The organism is Gemmatimonadota bacterium, assembly GCA_041390105.1.
Classification (GTDB): Bacteria; Gemmatimonadota; Gemmatimonadetes; order Longimicrobiales; family Gaopeijiaceae; genus JAGQIF01.
Window position 1 is genome coordinate 254,870 of the sequence record JAWKQO010000001.1, and the last position, 12,705, is coordinate 267,574.

Annotated in this window: 11 protein-coding genes and 1 pseudogene; 7 read left to right on the forward strand and 5 right to left on the reverse strand. The window is 69.3% G+C overall.

The window, feature by feature from the left end; all coding sequences use genetic code 11:
- Nucleotides 1–3: 3 nt before the first annotated feature.
- Together R3E10_01150 and R3E10_01155 are read left to right on the forward strand one after the other, a co-directional pair.
- Nucleotides 4–429 (forward strand): hypothetical protein, encoded by a 426-nt coding sequence (locus R3E10_01150; GenBank protein ID MEZ4414339.1) that lies wholly within the window; start codon nucleotides 4–6, stop codon nucleotides 427–429.
- Nucleotides 426–1,742 carry a Zn-dependent hydrolase gene (locus R3E10_01155; GenBank protein MEZ4414340.1) on the forward strand — a complete coding sequence of 439 codons (1,317 nt, stop codon included), beginning with the start codon at nucleotides 426–428 and terminating at the stop codon, nucleotides 1,740–1,742. Before R3E10_01150 ends, R3E10_01155 begins: the two co-directional genes overlap by 4 nt.
- 4 nt (nucleotides 1,743–1,746) lie before the next feature.
- Here the strand turns inward: R3E10_01155 and R3E10_01160 are convergent, their stop codons facing one another.
- Nucleotides 1,747–2,205 (reverse strand): hypothetical protein, encoded by a 459-nt coding sequence (locus R3E10_01160; GenBank protein MEZ4414341.1) that lies wholly within the window; start codon nucleotides 2,203–2,205, stop codon nucleotides 1,747–1,749.
- Between the two features lie 132 nt (nucleotides 2,206–2,337).
- Nucleotides 2,338–4,842 (reverse strand): DNA ligase D, encoded by a 2,505-nt coding sequence (gene ligD / locus R3E10_01165; protein ID MEZ4414342.1) that lies wholly within the window; start codon nucleotides 4,840–4,842, stop codon nucleotides 2,338–2,340.
- A gap of 26 nt (nucleotides 4,843–4,868) precedes the next feature.
- On the opposite strand from ligD, the gene R3E10_01170 reads away from it, so the two are divergent.
- The 3 genes from R3E10_01170 to R3E10_01180 all read left to right on the forward strand — a co-directional run bounded on the left by R3E10_01170 (nucleotide 4,869) and on the right by R3E10_01180 (nucleotide 7,186).
- On the forward strand, nucleotides 4,869–5,720 hold the full coding sequence (locus R3E10_01170) for a Ku protein (GenBank protein MEZ4414343.1): 852 nt from the start codon (nucleotides 4,869–4,871) through the stop codon (nucleotides 5,718–5,720).
- 21 nt (nucleotides 5,721–5,741) lie between these two features.
- The gene (locus tag R3E10_01175; protein ID MEZ4414344.1) at nucleotides 5,742–6,620 is read left to right on the forward strand and encodes a tetratricopeptide repeat protein; all 879 of its coding nucleotides are present in this window, start codon (nucleotides 5,742–5,744) and stop codon (nucleotides 6,618–6,620) included.
- 104 nt (nucleotides 6,621–6,724) lie between these two features.
- Nucleotides 6,725–7,186 carry a type II secretion system protein gene (locus R3E10_01180; protein ID MEZ4414345.1) on the forward strand — a complete coding sequence of 154 codons (462 nt, stop codon included), beginning with the start codon at nucleotides 6,725–6,727 and terminating at the stop codon, nucleotides 7,184–7,186.
- Here R3E10_01180 and R3E10_01185 read toward each other — a convergent pair.
- Both R3E10_01185 and R3E10_01190 read right to left on the reverse strand, forming a co-directional pair.
- Complete coding sequence (locus R3E10_01185) at nucleotides 7,163–8,140, reverse strand: hypothetical protein (GenBank protein MEZ4414346.1); 978 nt, start codon at nucleotides 8,138–8,140, stop codon at nucleotides 7,163–7,165. The genes R3E10_01180 and R3E10_01185 overlap by 24 nt on opposite strands.
- Before the next feature lie 86 nt (nucleotides 8,141–8,226).
- Nucleotides 8,227–9,909 (reverse strand): amidase, encoded by a 1,683-nt coding sequence (locus R3E10_01190; protein ID MEZ4414347.1) that lies wholly within the window; start codon nucleotides 9,907–9,909, stop codon nucleotides 8,227–8,229.
- 149 nt (nucleotides 9,910–10,058) lie between these two features.
- Between R3E10_01190 and R3E10_01195 the strand changes: the two genes are divergently transcribed.
- On the forward strand, nucleotides 10,059–10,313 hold the full coding sequence (locus R3E10_01195) for a hypothetical protein (GenBank protein ID MEZ4414348.1): 255 nt from the start codon (nucleotides 10,059–10,061) through the stop codon (nucleotides 10,311–10,313).
- Complete coding sequence (locus tag R3E10_01200) at nucleotides 10,310–12,052, forward strand: amidase (protein MEZ4414349.1); 1,743 nt, start codon at nucleotides 10,310–10,312, stop codon at nucleotides 12,050–12,052. The genes R3E10_01195 and R3E10_01200 overlap by 4 nt, the downstream gene beginning before the upstream one ends.
- A 146-nt stretch (nucleotides 12,053–12,198) precedes the next feature.
- Here R3E10_01200 and R3E10_01205 read toward each other — a convergent pair.
- A pseudogene (locus R3E10_01205) lies at nucleotides 12,199–12,594 on the reverse strand (HD domain-containing phosphohydrolase).
- Nucleotides 12,595–12,705: the final 111 nt, after the last annotated feature.

Here is a 12,705-nt window from a genome sequence, read left to right on the forward strand (position 1 = left end):
CCCATGACGGAGGCGCTGGGTCCGCTCCGGAAGAGCACAGGATTGTCGATCTACTATCTGGGCGGGACGATCTTCTTCTGGGGGTTGGATGCGCTCGTGCACGTTCCGGTTCGCGTAGCGCTGGCAACGCCGCTGCAGAGAGGCGCCTACTATGCGGGGCTGCTGGCCCTCGGCCTGGTCTGCCGCGCCCGCCCCCGCTGGGCTCCGGTCGTGGGCATCGTGGAGAGCACAGTGAACCTGACTCTGCTGTTCGTGGGGTTGTGGCTTCCCATCCTGGCCCTGTCCGACCAGGTGCTGGCGGGAGGGGAAGGGCAGGCACCGTTCTCGGTCTGGCGGGTCCTGAACGCCGCCCTCGCGCTGGGCGTGATGATGATCTCGCTCCGCAGGAGCGAGGCCGCCCTGGGCCGAATGGCGGGTCGCCGCCCGTGAATGCGACCCGGTCCTGGACCCGTCGCGAGTTCGTGGCGGGCGTAGGGGCGGCCTGGGCCGGCTTCGGCCTGCCCTGGCGCCCGGATGTAGTCGCTCCCCTGCGCGTCGATGCCGATCGGCTGCTGTCCTTCTTCCACGGCCTCGAGCGCTACGGCGCCACGCCCGCGGGGGGCATCAGTCGGGTGGCCTATGGCGATGCGGATCTGGCGGCCCGGGCAGCCGTTGCCGACCACATGCGCGCGGCCGGTCTCGACGTGTCCGTCGATGTGGCCGGCAACCTGATCGGCCGGACGTCAGGCTCCGCCGATCTGCCCCCACTGGTGGTGGGCTCTCACATCGACTCGGTACCGGACGGAGGAAACTTCGACGGCCAGGTCGGATCGGCGGGGGCGTTGGAGGTAGCCCACGCGCTGCGCGAACACGGAGTGCGCCTCCGCCATCCTCTGGAAGTGATCGTCTTCCCCAACGAGGAGGGGGGGAAGACGGGATCGCGAGCCCTCGCCGGGGAGGTGGGAGCAGAGGAGCTGACGCTGATGACGGCCAGCGGGTTCTCGATCGGGGAGGGGACCCGACGCATCGGGGGAGACCCCGACCGCCTCCGCGAAGCAGCGCGTGCGCCCGGGAGTGTGGCTGCGTTCTTCGAGTTGCATGTCGAGCAGGGCGGTGTCCTGGACGCACGAGGCGTTCCGATCGGCGTGGTGGAGGGGATCGTCGGCATCCGGCGCTGGCGGGTGAGCGTGGAGGGTCACCAGAACCACGCCGGCACCACTCCCATGTCAGACCGTACCGACGCGCTGGTGATCGCGTCCCGCATCGTCGTCGCGATCGACGAGCTCATGAAGACCACGCCTGGCACCCACGTCGGGACGGTCGGACGGATCGAGGCCTTCCCCGGTGCGCCCAACGTCATCGCCGGCCGCGTCGAGCACACGCTCGAGATACGGGACCTGCGGATGGAGGTCATCGACCAGCTCTTCGAGCAGGTGAGGATCAGGTCGGAGGCGATCGCCGGCGCTGCGGGTGGCGCTGTTCGCTTTGAACCCTTCTACATCAGCCACGCGGCACCGACGGCCGAGCCGCTCCGGCGACATATCGAGGACGCGGCGGATGCAGTGGGGCTGGTGCACCTGCGCATGCCCAGCGGTGCCGGGCACGACGCACAGAGCATGGCGCGGCTGGGGCCGATCGGCATGATCTTCGTGCCCAGCACCGGGGGCATCAGCCATTCGCCTGCCGAGCACACCGACGACGCCCGTATCGTGGAGGGTACCGAGGTGTTGCTGAACGCGCTGCTCGCGGCAGACGCGGACTGAGGCCTCAGAACCGGTAGTCGATCGCCTCCGCCCAGCCGTCGATCCTGAGCAGGACACGTCCGCTGGAAGCGCGATAGGCCGAGCGGAACGCAACGGCGATCGGCTCGAGGCTGAAGCGGAGCGAGGAGGTGAGCAGCGCGTCGCAGGGATCGTCCCCGTCGTCGTGCGCCAGGAACGCCTGCATCTGGACTGGATCGGATTCCTGGAAGCTGCCCGCGGCCACCAGCTGGAAGCGGTGTTCCGCGCACCCGCCTCCATACTCGATGTCCAGATGAAGGACGTCCCCTTCCAGGCGGGTTCGCACGATCTGGACGGGATCGCGCGGCCACAAAGCTGCGGCCCCTTCCGAGGACAGGGCGACGGAGGAGCCGACGTCGAACAACACCGCGTCAGGCATCGTGGACGAGCTGCAGGCGGCCAGGACGCACGACCCCAGACCGGCAACCAGGGCGTTCCATCTCACGGACGTTCTCCTGTACGGGCTGGTGGGAAACGCTTCGCGGGAGGGGAACGTGACGGGGACGCTCTGGCTGCGCTGCCTCGGTGCAGGGGCGTGGCGCTCCCCAGGCGGGGTGCCCCCGGCCACCGCGAGCGGCTAACCCCGGAAGCGCGCGGCCAGCCGCGACAGCGCGCCCACCAGGTCCGGCTTGAGATCGAGCAGACCCTCGAAGGGGTCACTGCGCTGCCGGCGCAGGCGTGCCGGAACAGTGCGAATGGTGTGGTCCTTGAGGTCGAGCTTGGAGCCCACCTCTCGCCAGTGCAGGGGCGTCGACACGGGAGCTCCCGGGAGTGGCCGCACGGAGAACGGCGCCACCAGAAGCTGACCGGGGCGGTTCTGCAGGTAGTCGATGTAGACCTTTCCCTCTCGCTTCTTGGGGTTGCGGGTGATCGTCGCCTGTTCGGGGAGCTCCTGCACCACAACGCGGGCCAGCAGCTCGCCCATGGTCCGGGATTGCTCGTAGGTGCAGCGTCCACCCAGCGGAAGCAACACGTGCAGTCCGGTCGATCCCGACGTCTTCACGAAGGCCGGCAGATCGATCTCCTCGGTGACCGAGCGGATCAGCTTGGCACAGCGGACGACATCGCTGAAGGGCGCCTCCTTGGGATCGAGATCCAGGATGCACCAGTCTGGGGCTTGCAGCGTGGCCACCCGGCTGGACCAGACGTGCAGGGGAATGGCGGCGGAGTTGGCTACGTAGAGCAGCGACTCCAGATCGTCGCACACGAAGTAGCGCAGTTCCTTCTCGGAGCCCTCGCTCCAGATGGACTCGATGCGCAACCAGTCCGGAGCGAAGTCCGGAGCGTTCTTCTGGTAGAACGACTTGCCTTCGATTCCGTCCGGATAGCGAGTGAGCACGAGCGGACGGTCTGCGAGATAGGGGAGCAACCAGGGAGCGATGGTCCGGTAATACTCGATGAGGTCTCCCTTCGTGTAGCCCTCGTCGGGCCAGAACACCTTGTCGAGGTTGCTGTAGTGCACCACGCGCACCACCGCGTCGTCCTTGACCTCGACGGGCTCCTCCAGCGCGCCCACGTGCTCGCGCCGGATGCAGTCTCCGGGGGGCTTGTCCTCCCGAAGTCGCAGGAAGGCCGGGTGGCGGAGCATGCCGTCGTCGGTGACCTCCTTGTAGCGGACCTCGACCACCATCTCCGGGGCGACCCAGTGGTGCGAAGCGCCCCGCGGCACGGGCCCGTGTTCCGGGGGCTCCGCCGTCCCGAGCTCGTCCAGGGCGTCGCGAAGGGAACGCGTCGTCTTCTGATCGAACCCGGTCCCCACGCGCCCCGCGTACACGAGCGATCCATCCTCGTCGTACTGCCCCAGGTGCAGCGCTCCGAATCCATCGCGGGAGCCTTTTCCGTCGGTGAAGCCCACCACCACGAAGTCGTCGGTCTGCTCGACGCGCACCTTGATCCACTTGGCCGAGCGGCCCCGCACGTAGGGGGACCCGGCATCCTTGCCCACGATGCCCTCGAGGTGCATGCGGGACGCGTGTGCGAACATCGCTTCACCGTGTGTCTCGACGTGGTCCGAATACCGGATCGGTCCGACGGGGGGCAGGATCCGCTGCAGGAGCGCCTTCCGCTCGATCAACGGCAGCGAGCGCAGATCGAACCCTTCCAGAGCCAGCAGATCGAAGGCGTAGAGTTGCGCTGGCAGCTCCACGGAGGCGCGCAGGATGTCGGTCTTGCGCTGGAGCCGCCCCCGCTTCTGTAAGCGCTGGAAGCTGGGCAGCCCCTGCTCGTCGTGGACGACCGCCTCGCCATCGAGCAGCACACCCTCGTAGGGAAGGCCACGGAGCGCGCGCTCCAACTCGGGGAACGTGGCGGTGAGGTCGTTCCCGTTGCGGGAGATCAAACGCGCGCGTCCCTCGGCCTGGTGCCCGAGCAGTCGGTACCCGTCGTACTTGATCTCGAAGATCCAGCCCTCGCGCGTGAATGCCTGCGGGCGTGCCTCGGCGAACATCATCGAGACGCTGCGCGGATCCAGATCCGCTGCGGGAGCGCCCAGGCGCTCCGCCTCGGCGCGCAGGGCTGGCCGAGGACTGAAACCGCTGGCCACCTGTTCGGCGGTCAGTCCGGAGAAGATGGACTGGGGCGAATAGAGCTCGGTTCCTTCTTCGCGCACCCAGCCGTCCCGCTCCTTGATCAGGAGCCAGTCGGTCTTGGTGCGCACGAGGGTCCAGCGGCCCTGGAGCTTGTAGCCTCGCAGGTTGAAGAGGAGCTTGCCGCTTTCCAGGCCGACGTCCGGGTCCTCCAGGGGGATCCAGGTGCCGGTGTCCCAGACGATCACCCCGCCGGCCCCGTAGTTCCCCTCCGGGATGACCCCCTCGAAGTCCACGTACTCGAGCGGATGGTCCTCGGTGTGCACGGCCAGGCGCTTGTCCGCAGGGTTGGGGGAGGGCCCCCGGGGAACGGCCCAGGAGAGCAGCACGCCGTTCAACTCCAGGCGCAGGTCGTAGTGCAGCCGGGAGGCCGCATGCATCTGGACCACGAAGCGGTTGGCGCCCGGAAGCGCGCGGCCGCCGAAGGGCTCCGGGGTGGCCGCGGGCGATCGCTTTGCGCGGTATGGCTTTAGGCGGTCGGGGTTTCTTGCCGGCATGGACGTGAGACTATATTCTTCCGACCATGAGCGCACGTCCGATCGCCGCGGCCACCATCTCGTTCGGGCTCGTGTCGATTCCCACCAAGCTCTACTCCACGGCCGAGTCCTCGGCCCGGGTCTCGTTCAACTGGCTCAACAAGGCCACCGGCAAGCGGGTCAAGCAGCAGTACATCGATCCGTCCAGCGACAAGGTCGTGCCGCGTGACGAGATGATCAAAGGCTACGAGTTCGCCAAGGATCAGTACGTTACGTTCGAGCCCGAGGAGCTCAAGGCCATCGAGGCCCAATCCACGAACCTGATCGAGATCACCGAGTTCGTACCGGCCGACCAGGTGGACCGGCTGTTCTACGATCGGGGCTACTACCTCGGTCCGGACAAGGGAGGCGCCCAGGCCTATCGCCTGCTCTCGGCCGCCCTGCGCGAGACCAATCGTGTGGCCATCGGCAAGTACGCCGCTCGGGGGCGCACCAACCTGGTCATGATCCGCCCGGTGGACGACGGTCTGATGCTGGAGCAGCTCTACTTCCCGGAGGAGCTTCGCGCGTTCTCGGAGGTGGACCTGGAACCGGGTCAGGTGGACGACGCGCAACTCAAGCTCGCCGTGCAGCTCATCAACCAGGCCGCGCACGACGAGTTCGACGCCTCCAAGTACCACGACGAGGTCCAGGCGCGCGTCCAGGAGTTGATCCAGAAGAAGATCGACGGAGAACAGATCACCGTCTCCGCGGAAGTGGAGCCGGAGACCAAGATCATCGATCTCATGGAGGCCCTGAAGGCCAGCCTGGCCGCCGAAGGCGCGGCCGAGCGCAAGCCCCCTGCGCGGGCCGGCAAGAAGGGCGAAGCCGCCAAGCCGAAGAAGCGCGCGGCAGGGTAGGATCAGGGGAGGCGCCGCCCGATGGCAGTCGTCGTCTACAGCGAAGCAGGAGGCTACGGCACCACCGAGGTGGCCGAGGTGATGGGGTTGTCTCCCCGTCAGGTGCGTGCCTTCGTCTACGCTGGCCTGCTCGAGCCCGTTCGGGGCCCCCGCGGTGACTACCGCTTCTCGTTCCAGGATCTCGTGCTGCTGCGGATGGGCGCTCAGCTGCAGAGGGCGCGCGTGCCGCTGCGGGCCGTCAAGAAGGCGCTGCAAGAGCTGCGGGTCCAACTGGCGGACGACGACCTTCCGCTCAGTGCGGTGCGGGTCGACGCGCTCGGCGAGACGGTGATCGCCCGCGACCGCGAGGGGGTGTGGGCTCCGGAGACCGGACAGCGCTACTTCCCCTTCACCCTGCCCGCCGCGGAGGCGTCCGCAGCCGCCACGGCCGTGCTGGAACCCACCGAGGAAACCGAGGAGCCCTGGGTCGAGCCCCGCTTCGGCGGTGAGACCGCGACCCAGTGGTTCGACCGAGCCGTCGACCTCGAAGACACCTCGCTGGCCGACGCGAAGGCGGCGTATCGGCGTGTGTTGGAGCTCGACCCCAGCTTCGCGGATGCTCACGCCAATCTCGGACGACTCCTCCATCAGGAGGGCCGCATCGACCTGGCCGTGCGACACTACCGCGCAGCGGCGCAGGCCGATCCCGGGAGCGCCACCGCCGCTTTCAATCTGGGCGTGGCGCTGGAAGACCTGGAGCGACCGGACGACGCAGCGGCCGCGTATCGGCAGGCCCTGGTGGCCGACCCCGGCCGGCCCGAGCCGCACTTCAACCTCGCCCGTCTCTACGAGGCCGGGGGCCAGGAAGCTGACGCGCTGCGACACCTGGTCGAATACCGGCGGCTTTCCCGCGGCCAGTGACGCTCACGCGGCACTGGCGTGCCGCAGTCGAGGCACCTAGGGTGAGAGACGTCGGGGGGCCCCGCACGGACCGGAGGCGTCATCCCCGGTCCGGGAGGACGTACATGGCCGCTCGATCCTTCGGGCACAGGGGAATCACGCTCATCGAGCTGTTGATCGTGCTCGCTGTGCTCGGCATCCTGGCCGCGGCCGCCATCCCGCGCCTCGACCGGGTGCGGACTCGCGCCATGGGCGCTGCCCTCGCCGCGGACCTCCACCGTCTGCGCTTCCTGGAGGAGCAGTATCGCGCCACGGGCCGCCCCAGCTATACCTCCGACTTCGCGGAGTTGGGGTTCGTCCCCAGTGAAGGCGTGGACCTGACGATCCTGGAGGCGTCGCCCGAGGGCTGGGCCGCCACGGCCACACACAAGAACGACCCGGACGTGCGCTGCGCGGTCTTCCACTCGATGTCTGCCCCGCAGAACATCTGGCCCGCACAGCGCTCAGGCGTCATCGAATGTGCGAAGGGCACTCAGCGCTTCGGCGTGCCCCCGACCGCCGGATCAGGAAACAGCATCATTCGCTGAGTCCTTCTCGCGCGCCGTGAAGGCCACGTGCGCGATCACCGACGCGAAGGCCAGCATGGCGAGGGCGGCGAACCCGAGCAGCGCCAGCTCGGTCCGGAAGACCCCGGAAGCGTCCGCGTCCAGCGCGTCGGTCCGGCGCCCAACGGCGAGGAACCCGACTGGCTGCACACCGTCCCCGCGCAAGGCCACCACGGCGAAGCGGCGGCTGGTTCCGTCGAGGTCGGTTCCGTCCGTCAGGACTGCGGTGAAGTTCTCGGGCGCCGCCGGAAACTCCTCCGGTGCCGCAGCCCCGACCGAATCGGCCTGAACCGGCGCGGGGCCCGACGACCGGCGCACCAGCACACGACGCTGGCGGTCGAGCAGCGTCAGGGAGGCGTCCTCGGGCAACTCCACTGCCTCGGCCCAGGTGCCGATCCGCGTCAGGTCCAGCGACGCCGCCAGCACACCAGGGAGTCCGTGGGTAGCGAGGAGCGGCACCGCCACGCCCAGGCCCGGCTTCCCGGTGATGCGCCCGTAGGCGAACTCCCCGACGGCGGGGCGGTTGCCGGTGGTGGCCCGTGTGAAGTAGGCCCGATCCCCCAGGTAGAGATCGCCCGTGGTGGCGATCGACCCGCAGGCGAGGAACCCGTCGCCTCCGATCACGGAGAGGGTCGTGTACTGGGGCGTGTGGAGCATGACGCGCTCCAGCAGCGCGTTGCAGGTGCCCCGCTCGGCGCCGCGGATCGCGTCGACCTCGGAGAGCGAGCCCAACAGGGAACGCGCTTCGGCGAGCTTCTGCTCGTGTTGGGCGGCGATGCCGCGAGCCGCATGGAGCAGGGACTGCTCGTGACGACGGATCTCGGCGCCGCGCAGCGACCGATTGGCGTAGGCGTACAGCGCGACGGAGGGGAGGAACGCGATCAGCACCAGCAGGAGGACCTGCCGCTGCATGCGCTCGGCGGGATCGGAGGGCATGGTCACCTCTCCTTCCGTGTGGGGACGGCTTCCGGAACCTACCCGGACAGGGCGGAGAGCGGCAACCACGCCGCGGGTCGCGCGCTCTAGAGGCCCAGGGTCGGCCGGAAGGTGGGCGCCGCCCGGTGGCCGGTGGCCTGCTCGAATGCGTGCGCGAGTCGCAGAAGCACGGGCTCGCTCCAGGCCCGCCCGAAGAACGACAGCCCGACCGGGAGGCCGTGCACCAGGCCGGCGGGAACCGTGATGTTGGGATACCCGGCGATCGCGGCCGGACTGGAGCTGCCTCCACCGAAATGGTCGCCGTTGACCAGGTCCGTGACCCAGGCCGGGCCGCCTGTGGGCGCGACGATGGCATCGAGACGATGCTCATCCATGACGCGGTCGATCCCTTCGCTCCGGGCGAGGCGCTGCATGGTGGCGAGCGCCTCCTGATACTCGGGGGACTCGAGGGAGCCTTTGGCCTGCGCTTCCTCGAAGATCTCCTGCTGGAACCAAGGCATCTCCAACTCGCGGTTGGCGCGGTTGAATTCGATCAGGCCCTCCAGGGAACGCACGGGCGCAGACGGCCCCAGTGCCTCCAGGTAGGCGTTGAGGTCAGCCTTGAACTCGTAGAGCAGCACCTGGTAGGACGGCCCGCCCATCTCGCTGCGCGTGGGGATATCGGCCGGCTCGATGAGCGTGGCCCCCCCGGTGCGCAGCGCCTCGAGGGCCTCCTCCATGCGTGCGTCCACTTCGGGGTGGAATCCGAAGTAGGCGCGCGCGACGCCGATGCGGGCCCCTCGCAGGCCATCCTCGCTCAAGAACTGCGTGTAGTCTGTCTGCGCCTGGTCCTCGGACGCGGCCGTGGCCGCGTCTTCGGGATCGACGCCGGTCAGTGCGCCGAGCAGGATCGCGGCGTCCCGCACGGTGCGACACATCGGCCCGGCTGTGTCCTGTGAGTGTGCGATGGGGATGATGCGCGTGCGGCTCACCAGGCCGAGCGTGGGTTTGATGCCGACCACTCCGTTGGCGTTCGAGGGGCACACGATCGACCCGTTCGTCTCCGTCCCCACCGCCAGGGCGCACAGGTTCGCGGACACCGCAGCGCCCGATCCCGAGCTCGACCCACAGGGATTCCGGTCGAGCACGTACGGGTTCCTGCACTGACCGCCGCGCCCGCTCCACCCGCTGGACGAGTTCGTGGACCGGAAGTTGGCCCATTCCGAGAGGTTGGCTTTTCCCAGCAGCACGGCGCCGGCGGCGCGCAGTCGGGCCGCGACGAAGGAGTCCTCTGCAGGCACCGCACCGATCAACGCGTGCGAGCCCGCGGTGGTGTTCATGCGGTCCGCGGTCGCGATGTTGTCCTTGATGAGGACGGGAATGCCGTGCAGCGGCCCCCGTACCTGACCCTGGCGACGCTCCTCGTCGAGACGCTCCGCGATCACCAAGGCGTCGGGGTTGGTCTCGATCACGGAGCGGAGCGCCGGGCCTTGCCGGTCCACGGCTTCGATGCGCTCCAGATACATGCGTGTCAGGTCCCGCGCGGACCAGCGGCCGGAGGCCATGCCTTCCTGCAGCGCGTCGACCGTCAGCTCTTCGAGCTCGAAGGGGCGGACGGAGGAGGGAGTGGGCGCATCCTGCGGGGGCGCCTCGGCAGGCGTGGCCTCCTGGCGCGGAGCGCAAGCGGACCCCAAGGCGGCGAGGGCACCCAGGCCCACGAACGTGCGCCGACTGAGGCCACCCTGCTCGGACGACTCGGCCTCGCGGCCGACCTCGGGGTCCAGGGCCACGGGAGACTCCTGCTGGAAGGGAAAGCACCGCTCGACTCGACCCAACGGGTAGGGGTCCGTCGGTGTCGGCGCAAGGCGGAGGCCGCGGGCAAACGAGTGGCGGACGAGCGGCCCCGTGGCTAGCCTTGGCCCTCCCATCGGAGGAAGCCATGGCCGAGCTGACCGACAAAGAGCTGGACGCGATGATTCTGGCGCGCCTCAAGGACGTCGGAGTGGATCTGAGCGTGCTCCCAGAGAACGACCGTGATGCTCCCGCGGATCGACGCCGCATCCTGTCCTCGGCGCGTCGGTTCCTGAAGAGCACCCCTGCGGCCATTCGGGCGCTGCAGATGGACACGCAAGCCGTTCCGCCGATCCTGTATCCCTCCACCGACTTCGGTCAGACCGAAGGGAGGGGCCGTTGAGCGAGCGGGCTCCTCAGGATGCACGACTCGATCGCCGGGCGTTCTTGGAGCGGATGACCGCGCTCACCTCCGTGGCGACGCTGGCCGGAGCGGGGACCGCTCTGCCGCTGGGCGCGAGCGTGTTGCCGTCCGTGCCGCTACGGGAGCGGGGTGGGCGCAGGGCCCGCATCGAGCTGCCTCGACCGCTGTTGCCCCGAGCGCTGCATCGCCTGGGACAGGTGGCGGACACCGCGGAGTTGACGCTGGCCGAGGCTTCGGCCCTCATCCGGGAGGGAAGGCTCCGCCCCAGCGAACTGGTGGAGAGTTGCCTGGAACGGATCGGCCGCTACGAAGGGGCGCTCGATGCCTTCAACCTCGTCCGGGAAGACGGAGCGCGTGAGGAAGCTCGCCGCCTGGACGGTGCTCCCTGGCGTGGTGCCCTGCACGGCGTGCCCCTGGCGATCAAGGACAATTACTACACCGCTGGCATTCCTACCACGGCCAACTCGCACATCTTCGCTGACTTCGTACCCGAGTACGACGCCACCGCAGTAGCGCGCCTGAAGGACGCGGGGGGCATCGTGCTCGGCAAGACGCAGATGGGGCCGTTGGCCACCACGGCCGCCACCACGCCCGACGGAAAGCGCACCACCGTCAACGCCTGGGCACCCACCAACGAGGACGTCAGTCCTGGAGGCTCGTCCAGCGGCTCGGCTACCGCCGTGGCGGCGCGTCTGGCGTCGTCGTCGACGGGCACGCAGACCGGCGGCTCCATCACCACGCCGTCCTCCGCGCAGGGGCTCACGGGGCTCAAGCCCACCATGGGCCGCGTTTCGCTGCACGGGATCATTCCGCTCACCTACACCCGTGACCACCCGGGCCCCCTGGCGCGAGACGCCATGGACGCGGCCGTGATGCTGCAGGCCATGGCCGGTCCCGACCCACACGATCCGCGCACGCTGGGGCTACCTGAGGTGCCGGACTACGTGCGCGCGGCCACGCCGGTCCGCGAGCGCGGGCGCACGCGCCTGCGCTGGCCCACCACCGTGGGTGTGATTCCGGGCTACACGACGCCCGAGGTGGGCGAGGGCTTCATCCCCCAGGACGAGACGCCCGAGGCGCGACGGCGTCGCGAGGCCCGCGCCCAGCAGCGCCAGCGACGCGCGGAAGCCGAAGCGCGGCTACGCACGGACATGCTGCGGCAGCTGGACGATCTGGGTGCGCGCGTGGTCGAGGTGGTGATGCCCGAGCAGTGGGAAGAGCTGACCAGCTCCGACCTGAACAACGTCCGTCTGCCCGAGCGTACGGAGCCTTTCCTGGAGCACCTGCAGAAGGACGTGCGGTTGTTCGGGGTATCGCTGTCGCCCTGGATCAACGGGTTGCTGCTACCGGGCGTGGAGTATCTCCGGGGCCAGCGCGCCAAGATGCTGCTCCTCCGGCGTGTGCTGGATCAACTCTTCACGCAATGCGATGTGGTGGTGCAGACCGAGCCGTTCCCTTTCGACATGGTAGGGCTCCCGCTCATCGCGTTCCCCATCGGGTTCGAGGACTCCTACGGCGTCGACACTCCGGTGGGAGGCATCCTCGGTGCGGCGCCGTTCGGTGAGGAGCGACTGCTGTCATTGGTCGCAGCCTACCAGGAGGCTACCGAGTGGCACACGCGCAAGCCTGCGGATCCGGCGCCCGCCGCGCGCGACGGCGGTGTGCGCCCCGACCGCGGCCAGGTGGACGTGGAAGACGTGATGCACCTGGGGGAGTAGGGCGAGGCTCCTACCACGGCCAGCAAGGCGTTCACGCACACCGGGTCGAACTGGGATCCGCTTCCGGCGCGGATGAGCGCGCAGGCGTCCCGCTCGGACAGCGCGGCCTTGTAGGCGCGCTCCGCGCGCAGGCAGTCGTAGACATCCGCGACCGCCACGATGCGCCCGGCCAGGGGGATCTCCTGTGCGCGCAATCCGAACGGATATCCGCTCCCGTCCCAGCGCTCGTGGTGGGTGAGGGCGATCACGCGGGCCGTCTGGTGGACGGCGTCCGCGCCGCGGCGGAGCAGGGAAGCGCCCAGGAGCGTGTGGCGCTCCACTTCCGCACGCTCCCCCGCAGTCAGCGGACCCGGCTTGTCGAGGATGGACGCGCGCACGTGCGCCTTTCCGACATCGTGGAGCGCGGCCGCGCGTCCGAAGAGGGCGCAGGTGTCCGCGTCGAGACCGAGCCGCCGGGCGACCTCCTCCGTGAGGGCCGCCACGCGGAGGGCGTGGTCGTCCGCCGCGAACGGAGACGCGACGTCCGGATGGGTGGAGTACATGGACGGTGCCCTCCCAGGGCGTGCGGGGCCACGTGGCCGCGCGGGCGGGGGTCAGGGAAGGGGGCTTCCGACGCCTTGGACCGCAGTGCCCTCGGGGAAGTCACACGCGGC